The 16,208-nt window shown below is 64.7% G+C and carries 19 protein-coding genes; 8 read left to right on the plus strand and 11 right to left on the minus strand.

The genetic code is table 11. The annotated features are described in order from the left end of the window. Positions 1-6: 6 nt before the first annotated feature. The 7 genes from flgE to DFO50_RS01115 all read right to left on the minus strand — a co-directional run bounded on the left by flgE (position 7) and on the right by DFO50_RS01115 (position 6,678). The gene (gene flgE, locus DFO50_RS01085) at positions 7-1,263 is read right to left on the minus strand and encodes a flagellar hook protein FlgE (protein ID WP_112691921.1); all 1,257 of its coding nucleotides are present in this window, start codon (positions 1,261-1,263) and stop codon (positions 7-9) included. Positions 1,264-1,324: 61 nt separating this feature from the next. Beyond that, complete coding sequence (locus tag DFO50_RS01090) at positions 1,325-2,011, minus strand: flagellar hook assembly protein FlgD (protein ID WP_028498052.1); 687 nt, start codon at positions 2,009-2,011, stop codon at positions 1,325-1,327. A 17-nt stretch (positions 2,012-2,028) separates the two neighbouring features. Continuing rightward, positions 2,029-2,442 (minus strand): flagellar basal body rod protein FlgC, encoded by a 414-nt coding sequence (gene flgC / locus DFO50_RS01095; protein ID WP_028498053.1) that lies wholly within the window; start codon positions 2,440-2,442, stop codon positions 2,029-2,031. A gap of 2 nt (positions 2,443-2,444) precedes the next feature. Beyond that, on the minus strand, positions 2,445-2,852 hold the full coding sequence (gene flgB, locus DFO50_RS01100; RefSeq protein WP_028498054.1) for a flagellar basal body rod protein FlgB: 408 nt from the start codon (positions 2,850-2,852) through the stop codon (positions 2,445-2,447). Positions 2,853-3,107: 255 nt separating this feature from the next. Continuing rightward, positions 3,108-4,895 (minus strand): ferrous iron transport protein B, encoded by a 1,788-nt coding sequence (gene feoB / locus DFO50_RS01105; protein WP_028498055.1) that lies wholly within the window; start codon positions 4,893-4,895, stop codon positions 3,108-3,110. Beyond that, a complete protein-coding gene (locus DFO50_RS19065) occupies positions 4,892-5,119 on the minus strand; it encodes a FeoA family protein (RefSeq protein WP_028498056.1) in 228 nt (75 codons plus the stop codon). The genes feoB and DFO50_RS19065 overlap by 4 nt, the downstream gene beginning before the upstream one ends. Positions 5,120-5,298: 179 nt before the next feature. Then, entirely contained in the window at positions 5,299-6,678 is a 1,380-nt protein-coding gene (locus DFO50_RS01115; protein ID WP_028498057.1) for an MFS transporter, read from the minus strand. A gap of 181 nt (positions 6,679-6,859) precedes the next feature. On the opposite strand from DFO50_RS01115, the gene dacB reads away from it, so the two are divergent. The 6 genes from dacB (at position 6,860) to DFO50_RS01145 (ending at position 11,285) form a co-directional block, all read left to right on the plus strand. Continuing rightward, positions 6,860-8,263: a D-alanyl-D-alanine carboxypeptidase/D-alanyl-D-alanine-endopeptidase gene (dacB, locus tag DFO50_RS01120; RefSeq protein WP_233495156.1), complete on the plus strand. Its 1,404-nt coding sequence runs from the start codon at positions 6,860-6,862 to the stop codon at positions 8,261-8,263. A gap of 100 nt (positions 8,264-8,363) precedes the next feature. Next, positions 8,364-8,936, plus strand: a complete 573-nt coding sequence (locus DFO50_RS01125) for a hypothetical protein (RefSeq protein ID WP_107888812.1) — start codon at positions 8,364-8,366, stop codon at positions 8,934-8,936. An 8-nt stretch (positions 8,937-8,944) separates the two neighbouring features. Next, the gene (grxC, locus tag DFO50_RS01130; protein WP_028498059.1) at positions 8,945-9,205 is read left to right on the plus strand and encodes a glutaredoxin 3; all 261 of its coding nucleotides are present in this window, start codon (positions 8,945-8,947) and stop codon (positions 9,203-9,205) included. Between the two features lie 136 nt (positions 9,206-9,341). Further along, positions 9,342-9,809: a protein-export chaperone SecB gene (gene secB / locus DFO50_RS01135; RefSeq protein ID WP_028498060.1), complete on the plus strand. Its 468-nt coding sequence runs from the start codon at positions 9,342-9,344 to the stop codon at positions 9,807-9,809. After that, positions 9,796-10,275, plus strand: a complete 480-nt coding sequence (locus tag DFO50_RS01140; RefSeq protein WP_112691922.1) for an SH3 domain-containing protein — start codon at positions 9,796-9,798, stop codon at positions 10,273-10,275. Before secB ends, DFO50_RS01140 begins: the two co-directional genes overlap by 14 nt. Further along, positions 10,275-11,285 carry an NAD(P)H-dependent glycerol-3-phosphate dehydrogenase gene (locus DFO50_RS01145; RefSeq protein WP_036385098.1) on the plus strand — a complete coding sequence of 337 codons (1,011 nt, stop codon included), beginning with the start codon at positions 10,275-10,277 and terminating at the stop codon, positions 11,283-11,285. Before DFO50_RS01140 ends, DFO50_RS01145 begins: the two co-directional genes overlap by 1 nt. Before the next feature lie 51 nt (positions 11,286-11,336). Here DFO50_RS01145 and DFO50_RS01150 read toward each other — a convergent pair whose 3' ends face one another. Next, a complete protein-coding gene (locus DFO50_RS01150; protein WP_112691923.1) occupies positions 11,337-11,897 on the minus strand; it encodes a thiol peroxidase in 561 nt (186 codons plus the stop codon). Between the two features lie 197 nt (positions 11,898-12,094). Here DFO50_RS01150 and DFO50_RS01155 point away from each other — a divergent pair, with 197 nt between their 5' ends. Continuing rightward, positions 12,095-12,307, plus strand: coding sequence for a ParD-like family protein (locus tag DFO50_RS01155; protein WP_112691924.1), 213 nt, complete (start codon positions 12,095-12,097; stop codon positions 12,305-12,307). Next, a complete protein-coding gene (gene map / locus DFO50_RS01160; RefSeq protein WP_028498065.1) occupies positions 12,304-13,071 on the plus strand; it encodes a type I methionyl aminopeptidase in 768 nt (255 codons plus the stop codon). Before DFO50_RS01155 ends, map begins: the two co-directional genes overlap by 4 nt. 89 nt (positions 13,072-13,160) lie before the next feature. Here the strand turns inward: map and narI are convergent, their stop codons facing one another. From narI to narH, 3 genes are read right to left on the minus strand one after another with little or no spacing between them, the layout of a single operon-like run. Beyond that, the gene (narI, locus tag DFO50_RS01165) at positions 13,161-13,841 is read right to left on the minus strand and encodes a respiratory nitrate reductase subunit gamma (RefSeq protein ID WP_028498066.1); all 681 of its coding nucleotides are present in this window, start codon (positions 13,839-13,841) and stop codon (positions 13,161-13,163) included. A 10-nt stretch (positions 13,842-13,851) separates the two neighbouring features. Then, a complete protein-coding gene (gene narJ, locus DFO50_RS01170) occupies positions 13,852-14,520 on the minus strand; it encodes a nitrate reductase molybdenum cofactor assembly chaperone (RefSeq protein WP_028498067.1) in 669 nt (222 codons plus the stop codon). Between the two features lie 14 nt (positions 14,521-14,534). Then, entirely contained in the window at positions 14,535-16,085 is a 1,551-nt protein-coding gene (gene narH / locus DFO50_RS01175) for a nitrate reductase subunit beta (RefSeq protein WP_028498068.1), read from the minus strand. Positions 16,086-16,208: the final 123 nt, after the last annotated feature.

Raw genomic sequence — 16,208 nt, forward strand, 5'->3', positions numbered from 1 at the left:
TTTCGGTTAGCGCAGCGAAATCAGCGTCTGCATCAGCGCGTCTTCGACCTTGATGGTCTGCGCGTTGGCCTGGTAGTAACGCTGCGCGGTAATCATGTTGACCAGTTCGCCGGTCATGTCGACGTTCGAATCTTCCAGCGCCTGCGACTGGATCAGGCCGACGTTGGTGCTGCCCGGCTGGTTGATCACGGCGTTGCCGGACGTGTACGACTGGATCCAGCGGTTGCCGCCGATCGGCTGCAGACCCTGCTGGTTGGCGAAGTTCGCCAGCGCGATCTGGCCCAGCGTCTTGCTCTGGCCGTTCGAGTAGCGCGCCGTCACCATGCCGTCCTTGCCGAACTGCAGGTTGGTCAGCACCGACGGGGCATAGCCCTGCTGCGTCGTGCTGTTGACCGCGAACTCGGTACCGTACTGGGTGGTGCCGGTGAAGTCCAGCGTAAGTTTCAGCGGGTTGGCGCCCACGGCGGCCAGGCTGGTATAGGTGCCGAAGTTGAGGATGCCGGAGGTCGACATCGAACCATCGGAGTTGAACTTCATCGATTGCGCGACACCGCCGTTCAGCAGGGTCGGGTTGGTCGCGCTGGCCGGCTGGTTCGGGTTGTTGACCGACGCGTACACATCCCAGCCGGTTGCGGTGCGAACGTAGTAGGTCGACAGCGACAGCGGGTTGCCGAGACTGTCGTAGATGTCGGTCGACGTGGTGTTGTTGTACGACTTCGGGTCGGTCGGGGAGAACGTGCCATTGGCCGGCGGCGTCACGCGCGAATCGAGGTTCAGGCCGAACTTGACCGGGCTGTTGTTCCAGTCGCTGGGACGCGGCGCCAGCAGGCTGGTATCGACCTGCAGTTGCGACATCGAACCCTTCATCACGTTGCCGGACGAATCGACGCCCCAGCCCATCAGGAAGTCGCCGTTGTTGTTGATGTAGCCGTTGCGGTCGATCTGGAACTGGCCGTTGCGGGTATAGGTCGTGCCGTTGGCGTTCTGCATGACGAAGAAGCCGTTGCCGGAAATGGCCAGGTCAAGCTGGTTGCCGGTGGTGCTCACATTGCCCTGCTTGAACTGCTGGGCGATCGCGGTGGTCGACACGCCGATGCCGTTCTGGGTCGCGGCCACGCCGTAGAAGTTGGCGGCGAACATGTCGGCGAACTCGGCACGCGAGCCCTTGTAGCCGACGGTGGAGGCGTTGGCGATGTTGTTGCCGATGGCGCCGAGCTGATTGTTTGCGGCGTTGATGCCGGCCAGACCGTGTTGGAAAGCCATGATGAATCCCTTGTAAACCTGATATTCGGTAGATGCGTAACGCGTGGACGGTCGTGACCGCTTACATCAGTTCGCGGACCTTGCTGATATCGACGTTCTCGCCGGTCGACAGTGCCAGCAGGACATTGCCGTCCTTCCAGGTCAGCGCATCGACGCGCGAATAGGCCAGTGCCGTCGCCGTGGTCGCCGCGCCGCCCTTGGTGGCGCTGACGCTGAACGTGTAGTTGCCGGAATCCAGTTGCGTGCCATCGCTGGTCTTGCCGTCCCAGACGAAGTGGGCGGTGCCTGCTTCCTGCGCGCCCATGCTGACCTTGTCGACCAGGTTGCCCTTGCTGTCGTAGACCGACACCACGACGGCATCGGCGCCGTTCGGCAGCTCGACGGCACCGGCCGACGAACCGCTCTTGGTGCCGTCCTCGGCCGTCTTGACCGTCAGCGGCAGGCCGGACCCCGGGGTCAGCGCGACGTGACCGATCATGCCGGCGGCCGCGAAGCTCTGGCTGGCGGCATAGGCCGACGACAGCGAGGTCATGGTGGTGTTCAGCTTCTCGATCCCTTCGACCGTGCTCAGCTGGGCCATCTGGCTGGTGACCTGCGAGTTGTCCATCGGGTTCAGCGGATCCTGCGACTGCAGCTGGGCCATCAGCAGTTTCAGGAACTGGTCCTGGATCGCGCTGGAACCGGATTTGGTCGTCGTGCTCGACGTATTGAACTTGTCGTACGGGTTGGTGGTAACGGCGGTGGTCATCTGGGTTCGCTCCGGGATCAGGCTTGGCCGATGGTCAGCGTCTTTTGCAAGAGCTGCTTGGTCGTGTTCATCATTTCAACGTTGGTCTGGTACGAGCGCGATGCGGAAATCATGTCGGTCATTTCTTCGACCGGGTTGATGTTCGGCATGGTCACGTAACCGTTCTTGTCGGCCAGCGGGTTGCCCGGGTCGTAGCTCATGCGCGGCGGCGACTGGTCTTCGACGATGGCGGTCACTGCCACCTTGGCGATTTTCGGTTCGGCGCTGTCGACCGGGATCGGGGTGAACACGATGCGCCGGGCCTTGTACGGCTCGCCGTTGCTGGACACCGCACTGTCGGCGTTGGCCATGTTGCTGGCGACGACGTTCAGGCGCTTGGACTGGGCCGTCAGCGCGCTGCCGGCGATATCGAGGACGCGACTAAGCGACATGATTATTGACCCTTGATGGCGTCGGACAGACCGCTGATCCGACGGTTGAGGAAAGTCAGCGTGGACTGATAGTGGATGGAGTTGTCCATGAAGGCGGAGCGCTCCTGGTCCATGTCCACGGTGTTGCCGTCAATCGACGGCTGTACGGCCTGGCGATACTGCACTTCCACGCCGTCGCTGCCGCTGGTCTGCTTGCCGCTCAGGTGGCGGCCATCGGTGCGGTTCATGCCCAGGCTCGACTGGGTACCGGCCAGCTCGGCCTTCAGTGCCGAGGCGAAGTCGAAGTCGACCGCCTTGTAGTTCGGCGTATCGGCGTTGGCGATGTTCGAAGCAATGACCTCGTTGCGCCTGGCGCGCAGGTCGAGTGACTTCTGCTGCAGTTCGAAATGTTTGGCGATCTTGTCGAGCATGGGTATCCGCTGCGATGACAGTATGAACGGGACACATTAAAGCAGGTTTCGTGCCAGATGCAACCCGGCGTATCGGGCCAGCCAGCCCCCTGATTTTGCTGGGTTTTCAAACGCGACAAAAATCCGGCACAGCGAATGCCGCAGTGCCGGACGTGCCAACGGCAAATCTTGCCGCCCCGCTTTCCGGGCGGAGCCGGAACGACAACGCCCGGCGCAGGATGCGCCGGGCGTCATGCTGTTGCGGGCTGCGCGCGGCTAGCCGACCAGCAGTCGCGCGCTCTGGTAGAACACGAAGCTGACCACCCAGGCCAGGCCCAGCGACCACGCTACCGACAGCGTGGTGAAGCCGAAACTCTTCGACTCCTTGTAGATCGCGGCCACGGTGGCGACGCACGGCACATAGATCAGCGTGAACAGCATGAAGCTGTAGGCCGAGATCCAGTCGATGTGGCGGACGACCACGTCACCGAGGTTGTTCTCCTGCACGCCATAGATGACCGCCATCGAACCGAGCAGGATTTCCTTGGCGACAAAGCCGAACATCAGCGCCACCGCCAGCCGGTCCTCGATGCCGATCGGTGCCAGCAGCGGCCGGAAGAAGTGCCCCAGCGCTTCGGCAAAGGTCGGACCGTTCGCCCCGATATGGAAGGTGGTCAGCGCCCAGACCAGCACCACGCCGATCAGGATCATGGTCGATGCCAGCTTCAGGAACGCCCGCACTTCACCCCAGGCACGCAGCAGCAGATGGCGTGGCGTCGGCAGCCGGTACGGCGGAATTTCCAGCACGAACAGCTCGTGACTGTGGAAACCGCGCTTGAACAGCCAGGCCGACAGCATGGCGACGGCAAAGCTGACCAGGTACAGGCTGAACAGCACCCACGGCGCGGCCAGCGGCGAGAACATCGTGGTGGAGAAGAACAGGAATACCTGCAGCCGTGCCGAGCAGACCGAGAACGGGATGGTCAGCATCGACAGCAGCCGCATCTTGCGGTCGCGCATGATGCGCGTCCCCATGATGGCCGGCACATTGCAGCCGAAGCCCATCAGGTGCATGACGAAGCCGCGGCCGTCCAGGCCGAGCCGGCTCATCATTGCGTCCATCAGGAAGGCGGCGCGGGCCAGGTAGCCGGCATCCTCGACAATCGCCATCAGCACGAAGAACACGAACACCAGCGGCGCAAAGGTCAGCACCGTGGTCATGCCGGTCCAGACCCCGTCGAGCAGGAAGCCCGACAGCCAGGACGGCGCACCGGACAGCAGCGGATCGAGCACCGCGCCGCGCAGGGCGCCCAGCCCCTCGTCCAGCCCGTCCTGGATCGGCGTACTGATCAGATAGGTCAGCTGGAACAGAATGGCCATCAGCACGAAGAACAGCGGCAGGCCCAGCCACGGATGCAGCAGCCAGCGATCGACCTTCTCGGTCGTGCTTTCGGACAGCCGGGGCGGCACATGGAAGGTGGCGTCGGCCAGCGCACGCTGCGCCAGCGACCAGGCGACGGCGTCGCTTTCGTCGGCCAGTTGCGGCGGCAGCACCGCATGACGGGCCTCGTCGCTGCCATTGGCCAGCCGGGCCAGCGCCTCCAGCACGGCCGGCCAGTTCTCGCCGCGCCGCGCGCTGGTCATCAGCACCGGCGCGCCCAGTTCCTTCGACAGCCGGGCCTCGTCGACGGTGATGCCGAGCTGGCGCGCCTCGTCCGACATGTTCAGCAGCACCAGCAAGGGCACGCCGGTCGCGCGCAGCTGCAGCGCCAGCCGCAGCTGCCGGTCGAGCTGGGTCGCATTGAGGATGACGACGAAGGCGTGAAAATCGCTGTCGGTCAGCATCTGCCGCACTACCGCCTCGTCCTCGGCATAGCCGGACAGGTCGTTGATGCCCGGCAGGTCGATCAGGTCGACCATGTGGCCGCCAAGCAGGATTTTGGCGCGGGCGATCTCGACCGTCAGTCCCGGCCAGTTGCCGACCCGTTGCGACAGCCCGGTCAGGCGGTTGAACAGCGTGGACTTGCCGGTATTCGGCAGACCGATCAGGGCGAAGCGCTTCATAGCGGCGTCACCTCGATCTGGCGCGCCACGTCACGGCGCAGGATCACGTCCGTGCAGCCGATACGGACCAGCAGCGGTCCGCCCAGTACCGCACGACGCACGACCTGGATATGGGCGCCGGTTTCGATACCGAAACAGCGCAGGCGGCCCGCTGCGTCCCGGGGAAGATTCAGCGCCGAGACCGCGGCCGGGGTGGCGGGGGCAAGCGCAACAAGCGATGACATGGCAATTCCGACAGAAAGAGGTGGGATGGGACACATTCTCATTATCAGCAAACACTGATGCAATCGTGTGACAGCCCGGAGTTGACCCCGGTCAAGCTTTGCAGGATGACGACCGCGCCGGCGCGTGGATGTCATCAGGCAATGCCACGCCCAATGACATCAACATTGCCGGATCGGTGCTAGACACGCACGACTGCATGCGGCCGGGCGTACTGCCAGATGCAGACCCCGAGCGCGACCAGGTAGAAGGCCAGAAAAATCAGTACGGCCAGCGCCACACCATGGGTCAGCGCCAGCGACCAGCCAAAGGTCTTGGGAATGAAAAAACCGCCGAATGCCGCCATCACCGACGACACGTTCATGGCAGCCGTACCGGCACGGCTGCCGTCCGCATAAGCGGTATTCACGTCCAGTCCTTCACGCGCAGCCCGCCGGCCGGCCTCGATCAGGAACACTTTCGGCGCCATCTGGTAAGACGAGCCATTGCCCAGCCCGGCCGCGGTGAACAGCACCAGCGACACGCAGACAAAGGCAGTGAAATGCCCCGCGTCGCTGCTGGACGGCAGCGTCAGCAGCAGCGCCACCAGCGACAGCGCCATTACCGCATAGGCACCGCAGGTCACCACGCTGCCGGCAATCCGGTCGGACAGCCAGCCGCCGAACGGGCGCGCCAGAGCTGCCAGCATCGGGCCGACGAACAGGTAGCCGGTGACGTCCTCCAGCGGGAACATGCGACTGGTCAGCAGCGGGAAAGCGGCGGCGAAGCCAAGGAAAGTGCCATAGGTGCCCATGTACAGCAGGCACACATACCAGGTATGCGGGATGCGGATCACGTTCAACTGGTCGCGCGGCGTCAGCCGCACGCCGGCCATATTGTTGCCGTAGCGCCAGGCGGCCCAGGCCCCCAGCAGGATCAGCGGCACCCACATGAAACCGGCGTTCTGCAGCCACACCTGGCGCACTTCCTCGCCATGGCCCCAGATCTGCGGTGCGCCGGCCAGATGGCCGAACAGCGGCACGCTGATCGCCAGCGGAATCAGCAGTTGCGCGACCGAGACGCCAAGATTGCCGATGCCGGCATTCATCCCCAGTGCGTAGCCCTTGCGCGCGGCCGGAAAGAAAAAGCCGGTATGCGACAGGTGCGACGCCGAGGCACCGCCGCCGAAGCCGCACAGTGCCGCCATGGCGAACAGTACCCAGAACGGGGTGGAGATGTCCTGCACCACGAAGCCGACGCCGATCGCCGGCAACAGCAGGATCAGCGTGGACAGTGCCAGCCAGGTTGCGCCGCCGACCCAGGACCACACCATCGAGTAGACGATGCGCAGCATGGCGCCGAACAACGGCGGCGCCGCCACCAGCCAGAAGCGCTGGTCGTCGGACAGCTGGAAACCGACCGCCGGCAGATTGATGACGACAATGCTCCACATCATCCAGACATTGAAGTTCAGATGCAGGGCGAAAATGGAGCAGACCAGATTGCGGCGGGCGACGAAACGGCCGCGCGTCAGCCAGAAATCCAGGTTCTCGGGGTACCAGCGGGTCAGCGTCGCAGCCATGTCATCGGATGCCCTCGGCATTCATCAGCAATTGGATTCGCGCGATTGTCGTCGCACACGGGCAGATGCACCAGTCTTTCTCCGGATAAATGTCGCATTGCCGGACATGCACGGCTATCCCCTTGGCAAAGTCCCGGCTTTGCGTTCAGATACGCGCTTCTCCGCTTTCTGGCTGTTGCCCGTGTCCCTGCTGCATCGCGCGTCCTGTCTGCTGCTGTCCCTTCTTGCCGTGCCGGCCCTGTCCGCCCCCCTGCCCCCGCTGGGCCCGATCGATGCCGGCACGCTGGCGCTGTGGGTCGCGCCACTCGACGGCGGGCCGCCGGTCTACACCCATCGTGCCGACGCCGCGGTCAATCCGGCATCAACCATGAAGCTGGTCACCAGCTTTGCCGCCCTGGACACACTGGGCCCCGATTTCCACTGGCAGACCGGTCTGTACAGCAGTGCGCCGGTCAATGGCACCAGCCTGGCCGGCGATCTGTACTGGCGCGGCAACGGCGACCCGGCGTTCGATTTCGACGCCCTGGCCGACCTGACCGGACAACTGCGCGATCGCGGCATCCGCCGTATCGACGGCGCCCTGCTGCTGGACAAGTCGGCGTTCACCTCGCTGGGCAGCTCCAGCGAGCAGGACCCGGACGAAGGGCGCACCTATCAGGTCGGCCCGGACCCGCTGCTGACCCAGTACAAGACCGCCGCCGTCCGCCTGTACGCCGGCGACAGCGGCTGGCAGGTCGTGCTCGACCCGCCGCTGCGCGGCATCGACACCCGCAACCGGCTGACCCTGACCCCCGGCGCCTGCACCGGCGGTGTCGGCCGCCATGTCAGCGCCAGCGCGCAGGAACGCAATCTGGTGCTGAACGGCAAGGTACCGGCCGGCTGCGACGGCAGCGTGCTCTATGTGCCACTGCTCGACCACGACACCTTCCAGGCTGCCGCCTTCGACGCCGTCTGGCAGGAGCGCAGCGGTCAGACCGGACTGCCGGTGCGGCGCGGCAACGCGCCGGCCGATGCACGCCTGCTGGCCAGCCACGAATCCCCGCCGCTGTCCGAAGTGCTGGTCGGACTGAACCACTACAGCAACAACGTGATGGCACGTCAGGTGTTCCTGACCCTTGGCGCCAGCGACGGCAATGGCGGCGATACCGTGCGCAATGCCGAAGCCGCCGTCCGCGCGGCGCTGACCCGCCACGGCATCGACAGCCGCGCCTTCGTGTTCGAGAACGGCGCCGGTCTGTCGCGCCGCGAGCGGGTAACGGCCGGCGCCCTCGGCGAATTGCTGCGCGCCGCCCAGCGCGCGCCGTTCTGGGGGGAGTTTGCCGCCCTGCTGCCGCGCCCCGGTGGTGCCGGCACCCTGCACCAGCGCTTGCCGGCACTGGCCGGCCGCGCCCGCTTCAAGACCGGCACGCTGAATGACGTGCATGCCCTGGCCGGCTACCTGGATGCCGGAGGTCGCCGCTATGCGCTGGTCGCCATTGTCAATGCGTCGGGCATTCGCAACAGCGCACTTGATTCGCTAGTTGAACGCATCGCCGCCGCGCTGGACGCACAGCAGGTTCAAGACCGCCCCGTCGCGGGCCGATAAGGCCGGAGCCGCCTTGCATTTCCGGCGGCAACCGCCATCGTTAACAGGGCGCCGGCCCTCTCCGGCCGGCATCCTGTTCAGCACACTGTAAGGAACGCCAATGCGGCGCCTGTTAAGCTTGTCACTGCTGTTGCTGCTGCCCTTGCTGGTGCAGGCGCAGAATGTGACCTGGTACATCAGCCCCGGACGTTCACTCGCCTTCATCAAGCCGGCGTGCAGCGAAGAAGACCTGCTGCGCGACTACGGCAACTGGAACGTGGAGCGAACCACCATCCCGCTCGACGGGGCATCCGTCCCCGCCACCGTGCTGTTTCCGCACGATGACGCCAAGCGCGTCGTCCTGCTCTGGCATGACGACGCCGCGCGCCGGCAACTGAAGGCGGCCATCCTGCGTGGCAACCATTCGTTCTGGCGTCTGCCCGGCAATGTGACGCTCGGCACTCCGTACCGCAAGCTGGTCGAAACCAATGCCCGGCCGGTCGGCGTCAGCGCCTTCGGCGAGCAGGGCGGCGTCCAGGTCAGCGACTGGCAGAACGGCCAGTTCGCGCGTTTCGGCCGCTTCCTGGATGTCCGACTCGACGGCTATCCGGCAGCCCCCGTCAACGGCAAGTCCCGGCCGCTGACCCACAATACGATCAACGAGATACGCGTTTTTTTCCCCGAACCCAAATAAGCGACCCCATGCAGCCCGTCACCCTGTACGCCACCGCCACCTGTCCCTACTGCCATCGCGCCGAGCAATTGCTGGCGCAGAAAGGCGTGGCCGATGTCACGCTGATCCGCGTCGACCTCGATGCCGACGCGCGCCAGCGCATGGTGACCGTGACCGGCCGCCGCACCGTGCCGCAGATCTTCGTCGGCGACACCCACGTCGGCGGCTACGACGACCTGGCCGCCCTCGAGCGCGCCGGCAAGCTGGACCTGCTGCTGGCCGGCGCCTGAACGCACGCGGCACCCGTCCGGGCGTGTTGGCATATCCGCCACAACAGCCTGTGCCGCGTGGCACTCGGCGCGGCTTTCTGCGATCATTCGCCCCAGTGTCAACTTACGTTTTCGAACGACTCAACGAAAGATCATCATGAGCGAACAGCAGGATCAGCTGGATCAGCAGCCCGTTTTCTCCATCGAAAAAATCTATGTCAAGGATCTGTCGCTCGAGATTCCCCATGCACCGGGCATCTTCCTTGAGCGCGCCCAGCCGGACATCGACATGCAGCTCGGCACCTCGGCCCAGCAGCTCGAAGACGGCATCTATGAAGTGTCGATCACCGTCACCGTGACCGCCAAGGCGGAAGAAAAGGTGATGTTCCTGGTCGAAGCCGGCCAGGCAGGCATCTTCCAGATCCGCAACGTCCCGGCAGAAGACCTCGAACCGATCCTCGGCGTCGCCTGCCCGAACATCCTGTTCCCGTACCTGCGCGAAACCGTGTCCGACATCGTCAACCGCGCCGGCTTCCCGCCGGTCCTGCTGTCGCCGATCAACTTCGACGCCCTCTTCGCCCAGCAGCGCGCCCAGACTGCCGAAGCGAGCAATGAAACCCACTAAGACCACCCGCGTCACCGGTATTGCCGGCCTGACCAGGTTGTCCCTGTTTGCCGTGCTGGCCCTGGTGGCCAGCGCGGTGCAGGCGCTGGAATTCCGTTCGGTCAAGGACACCGGCGTGGCGTTCTACGACTCGCCGAGCCTGGCCGGCCGCAAGCTGTTCCTGGTCAGCCGCTACTATCCGGTGGAAGTGCTGACCCGGCAGAACGAATGGGCGCGCATCCGCGATGCCAGCGGCGCAATTGCCTGGGTCCAGTACGCCAGCCTGTCGCCGACCCGCACCGTGGTGGTCACCGCGCCGGAAGCGGTGATCCGCACCAGCCCCGACGTCAAGTCGTCGGTGTCGTTCAAGGCGACCAGGGACGTGGCACTGCAACTGCTGGAGCCGCCGAAATCCGGCTGGGTGAAGGTCAGGCATCGTGATGGCGTCAGCGGTTACGCGCCGCTGGCCGCGCTGTGGGGACTGTAATGACCGGACAGACCGCTTCCCGGCTGGCGGTACTGGGCGCCGGTGCCTGGGGCACCGCGCTCGCCATCGCCTTCTCCCGCCAGCAACCGACGGTACTGTGGGCACGCCATGAAGCCCAGGTTGCCGACATGGCGGCCCGGCGCGAAAACGCGCGCTACCTGCCTGGCGAACCGTTTCCTGATGCGCTGGCACTGACGTCGGACCTGGATGCAGCGCTCGAACATGCCGACCTGATCCTGATCGCCACGCCGATCGCCGGCCTGCGCGCCACGCTGACCGCCGTCTGCGAGCGCCGGCCGGTGCCGCCGCCGGTCCTGTGGGCCTGCAAGGGCTTCGAGGCCGACAGCGGCCTGCTGCCGCATCAGGTCGTCGCCGGCATCCTGCCGCCCGGCGTGCCCTATGGCGCGCTGTCCGGCCCGAGTTTTGCCCGTGAAGTCGCCCGGGGTCAGCCGACCGCCATCACGCTGGCCTCCGATGACAGCGCCTTCGCCATTGCCACTGCCGCCCGCCTGCACTGCCCGCGCTTCCGCGTCTACGCCAACGACGACCTGATCGGCGTCGAGGTCGGCGGTGCGGTCAAGAACGTCATGGCCATCGCGGCCGGCGTCAGCGACGGACTCGGCTTCGGTCACAATGCCCGCGCCGCACTGATTACCCGTGGTCTGTCTGAAATCACCCGGCTGGCCACCGCACTGGGCGGCAAGCCGGCCACGCTGATGGGACTGGCCGGGCTCGGCGATCTGCTGCTGACCACGACCGGCGACCTGTCGCGCAATCGCCAGGTCGGTCTGAAACTGGCCGAAGGCAAGCCGCTGGAGCAGGTATTGCTCGAGCTGGGCCATGTCGCCGAAGGCGTGCCGACCACGCGCGAAGTCCAGGCCAAGGCCGAGCGCCTCGGCGTCGACATGCCGATTACCGCCGCAGTCTGCGCGATGCTGTTCCATGGCAAGGCCCCGATGCAGGTCGTGGAAACCCTGCTCGGCCGGGCGCCAAAGGTCGAAAACCCCTGATGGACAGCCTGAACGACGCCGCTTCTGCGGCGTCGTTTCCAGCGATGGTTTTCATCTGAGTGTCATCTGCGTCATCCACTCCGGCTGGGCTTCCAGCGCCAGCGCCACCTCGCTCCAGTCGAAACTCCCGCCGGTGTCCGGCAGTCGTGCCGAGTACTGCACGACATCGAACGGGTCAGCCACCAGCACCGCCGGCGCGGTCAGTCCGGCGAACGGGTGTTCGACCACCATTACGCCATAGTCGCGATGGAAATCGCGCCCGCGCAGGGTCGACAGCAGCACCACGCCATGCCAGCCGCGCTGTGCCGCCACCCGTTTCAGCGTCAGCGGCGTATCCGCACTGACCACGATCAGCACCGGTGCCACCAGTGCCGGCGCACTCGCTGCTGGCACACTGCTCGCCACCAGTTCGTCGACCAGCCGCGCGCTGTCCTCCAGCTCGACCGACAGCACGGTCATGATCACCTTGATCCGGTCGCGGAAGCTCTCCAGCGAAATATCGTTGAAGTGCTCGTTGACCAGCATGAAGCCGGGCAACTGCATGCCGGCCTGCGGCAGATCACCGGCAACATGAACGGTATCGCTGCGGCAATACAGCAGATTGAGATTCACGGAACACCTCCCCTTATTCGCTCCGGTGCGATTTCAGTGTAGGCAGGCCGGGTTTCATCCCATCAGGGTGCTGGATGGACGGTAGCGAAACGGCGGCGGATGACGCACCGCCCGATTGGCGGGTCGGTAACGTTCCCTCTTGCCCTGCGGCCAAACTGGATACATGATCCATATATGATTCATATATGGTGACCAGTATGGGTATTGTGAATATCGACGATGATCTGCACGACCAGTTGCGCAAGGCAAGCTCCGTATCGTGCCGATCGATCAATGCGCAGGCAGCGTTCTGGATCAAGGTGGGCCTGCTGTGCGAGATGGATCCGACGCTGAGTTTCAATGAAATCATTGCTCGCGAACTGCGCGCCGCCGGCGTCGAGGCGCAAGCGGTCAAGGTGGCGGCAACATGATCAAGCGACCGGAAGAAATCGCCCTGCTGGCGGAATCCGGCCGCTTGCTGGCCAGCGTGTTTGCCCGGCTGGATCAACTGGACCTGGCCGGCATGTCCACCCTGCAGGTCAATGATCTGGTCGACAGCTTCATCGTGAATGAACTTGGCGCACGGCCGGCCAGCAAGGGACAGTACGGCTACGCCTACGCCCTGAATGCCTCCCGCAACCATGTGGTCTGCCACGGCGTACCGGCCGCGACCGAGATCCTGCAAAGCGGGGATATCGTGAATTTCGACATCACGCTGGAGAAAAACGGTTATATCGCCGACTCCAGCAAGACCTGTCTTGTCGGAGAAGTGTCACCGCAGGCGAAGCGACTGGTGCAGGTGACCTGCGAAGCCATGTGGAAAGGCATCAGGGCCGTGCGTCCGGGTGCCAGACTGGGCGATATCGGCCACGCCATCGAGCGGCATGCGCGGCGGAACGGCTATTCGGTCGTCAGGGAATACTGCGGGCATGGCATCGGGCGGGACATGCACGAACCGCCCGAGGTACTGCACTGGGGAAAGCCGCACACCGGTCTGCTGCTGCAGGAGGGCATGGTGTTCACCATCGAACCGATGATCAACCAGGGCAGGCGTGACGTGGAAACCGAAAGCGATGGCTGGGCAGTGGTCACCTGCGACGGACAGCTGTCTGCCCAGTTCGAACATACCGTTGCCGTCACCCGCAACGGAGTCAGGGTCCTGACCCTGCGTGCCGGAGAAAAGGGGCCGGACTGAACTGACAAAGAGCCGTGGATGGCGGGGAAAACAAAAAAACGGCTGCCGGTGGATGTTCTCCATCGGCAGCCGTTGCAGCAAGGCGCTCCTCAGCGCGTGCGTACCAATTGCCAGGCACGACCGAGGTAGCCGACCGAACCGAACCCGCTCCACACATGAACCATGCGGGTGAACGGGAAGATCAGGAAGAAGGTCATGCCGAAGAAGATGTGCAGCTTGTACGCCAGGCTGACGCCGCGAATGTAACCGGCGGCACTGCTGTCGAAAGTCACGATGGCCTGGGCCCAGTCGCACAGCAGCAGCATGACGCTGCCGTCCATGTGATGACTGCTGGCGAAAATCGTCGACAGGCCGAGCAGCAGCGTGAACAGCAGCCACGGCAGCAGGATCCGGTCGCGCATCGGCGTGACCGCCAGCAGACGCTCATTGCCGAAGCGACGCACCAGCAGGATCAGCAGGCCGATCAGCGCCACGCCGCCCATCACGCCGCCGGCGACCATGGCGATCAGCTGCTTGGTCTCTGCCGCCATGAACGGCGCGTACAGCGCATGCGGCGTCAGCAGGCCGACCAGGTGACCGAAGAACACGCCGAGGATACCGACGTGGAACAGCGGGCTGCCGATGCGCAGCGCGCCACGGTGCAGCAACTGGCTGGAATCGGATTTCCAGGTGTATTGCTCGCGGTCGAAGCGGATCAGGCTGCCGAGCAGGAACACGGCCAGCGCAATGTACGGGTAAATCCCGAACAGGAAGTTGTGCAGGTAATCCATCATTCACTCCTCAGGGACGCGGGGTCGCCGCAGCGGCGGTCCGGCGGGGGTGGAAGTTCAGCGGGCTGACCCCGGACGGGTCGGCGGCGGGTTTAAGCAGTGGCTCGGTGCCATCCGCACCCGGTCCGAAGGTCTCCAGCATTTCATCCATGTCGCGAATCGGCGGCTCGGCCAGCGGCAGCGGCGCGACCGGCGACAGCTGCGCCAGCGCATCCAGTACACAGGCATACGGGCTGTCATTGCCGGCCAGCTTGCCGGCGACATAGGCCACCACATGCACGGCATCGCCCAGCAGCACGTCCGCTACGGCCGGCTCGACCACGCCGAGCAGTTCCAGGAACTGCGGCAGGTAGTCGGGCAGTTCGTCGACCGCCGGTTCGAGCCCGTGCTTGCGGTACTCTTCGATCAGGTCGACCATCGCCTGGCCGCGATCGCGGCTTTCGCCATGGATATGCTCGAACAGGTGCAGGCTGTGGACCGGCACGCGGTCGAAGGTGGCAACATAGGTCTCTTCGAGCTCGATCAGGTCGTGCCCGGCCAGGTGCGCAAACAGCGGGCGCAGCTGCGCCTTCACCGCCGGTTGCGCGTCCAGCACCGCATCGAGTTCCGGCAGCGCGTCGACCAGCTCGGCGCTCGGGTAGCTCAGCAGCGCGGACATCACGCGAAAGTGATCAGTCATGATTTCTCCCGTCCTCAGGCCGCATCGCGCTTCTTGCGCGACCTGGGCATATCGACATGGATCACCGAGCCCTTCTTGCGGCTGCCGAACAGGCTGGGTTCGGACACGCCATCCGAGCAGCCGTTGCCGAAGCTGAAGCCACAGGAGCCCTTCTCGTTGAAGCTGTCCTCGACGATTTCCTTGTGGCTGGACGGCACCACGAAACGGTCCTCGTAGTTGGCGATCGCCAGGGTCTGGTACATGTCATCGGCCATCGCCGGCGTCAGCCCGACCTGCTTCAGCACGGCGGTGTCGTCAACCTTGTCCACCGTCTTCGAGCGCATCCAGGCGCGCATCGCCAGCATGCGGTCGAGCGCACTCAGCACCGGTGCTTCCTTGCCGGCCGTCAGCAGGTTGGCCAGGTAGCGAACCGGAATCCGCAGGCTCTTGGTGTCCGGAATGATGCCGTTCATGCCCATCACGCCGGCTTCGGCCGCCGACTGGATCGGCGACAGCGGCGGGATGTACCAGACCATCGGCAGCGTGCGGTATTCGGGATGCAGCGGGAAGGCGATCTTCCACTCCATCGCCATCTTGTAGACCGGCGAGCGCCTGGCCGAGTCGATCCACGACTGCGGAATGCCCTGCTTCAGCGCTTCCTCGGCAATGCCGGGGGCGTTCGGGTCAAGGAAGCAGCCCAGTTGCGCCTCGTACAGATCCTGTTCGTCCTCGACCGAGGCGGCGGCTTCGATCCTGTCGGCGTCGTACAGCACCACGCCCAGATAACGGATGCGGCCGACACAGGTTTCCGAGCACACCGTCGGCTGACCCGCTTCGATGCGCGGATAGCAGAACGTGCACTTCTCGGCCTTGCCGCTCTTCCAGTTGAAGTAGATCTTCTTGTACGGGCAGCCGGACACGCACATGCGCCAGCCACGGCACTTGTCCTGGTCGACCAGCACGATGCCGTCGTCCTCGCGCTTGTACACCGAGCCGGACGGGCAGCTGGCCACGCAGGCCGGATTCAGACAGTGTTCGCACAGCCGCGGCAGATACATCATGAACGTGTTCTCGAAGGTCGAGTACATGTCCTTCTGCACCCCTTCGAACAGCGCGTCCTTGCTGCGCTTGGCGAACTCGCCGCCAAGGTCGTCTTCCCAGTTCGGGCCCCACTCGATCTTGTCCATCTTCTTGCCGGTAATGACCGACACCGGACGTGCGGTGGGCGGCGTTTCCGACAGCGGCGCGTTCTGCAGCCGCTCGTAGTCGTAGGTGAACGGCTCGTAGTAGTCGTCGATCTCGGGCAGATTCGGGTTGGCGAAAATATTGGCCAGGATCTTCAGCTTGCCGCCCTGACGCGGCTCGATGCGGCCATCGTCGCGGCGGCGCCAGCCACCCTGCCATTTTTCCTGGTTTTCCCATTCTTTCGGATAACCGATGCCGGGCTTGGTTTCGACGTTGTTGAACCAGGCGTATTCGACGCCGTCGCGGCTGGTCCAGACATTCTTGCAGGTGACCGAACAGGTGTGGCAACCGATGCACTTGTCCAGGTTCAGCACCATGCCGATTTGGGCTCTGATCTTCATTTGCGATTCCTTGTACGGAAGGGCGTCAAGGGGCGCCGGTACGTATGCACAGTGTGCAGTCCGGCGGCGCCCGCCACCATTCGCCGCTCGCGCTAGTCCTTCCGGGACTCCTGTCCGCCGGAA

It is taken from the genome of Microvirgula sp. AG722 (assembly GCF_003269145.1).
In the GTDB taxonomy this organism is placed as follows: domain Bacteria; phylum Pseudomonadota; class Gammaproteobacteria; order Burkholderiales; family Aquaspirillaceae; genus Microvirgula; species Microvirgula aerodenitrificans.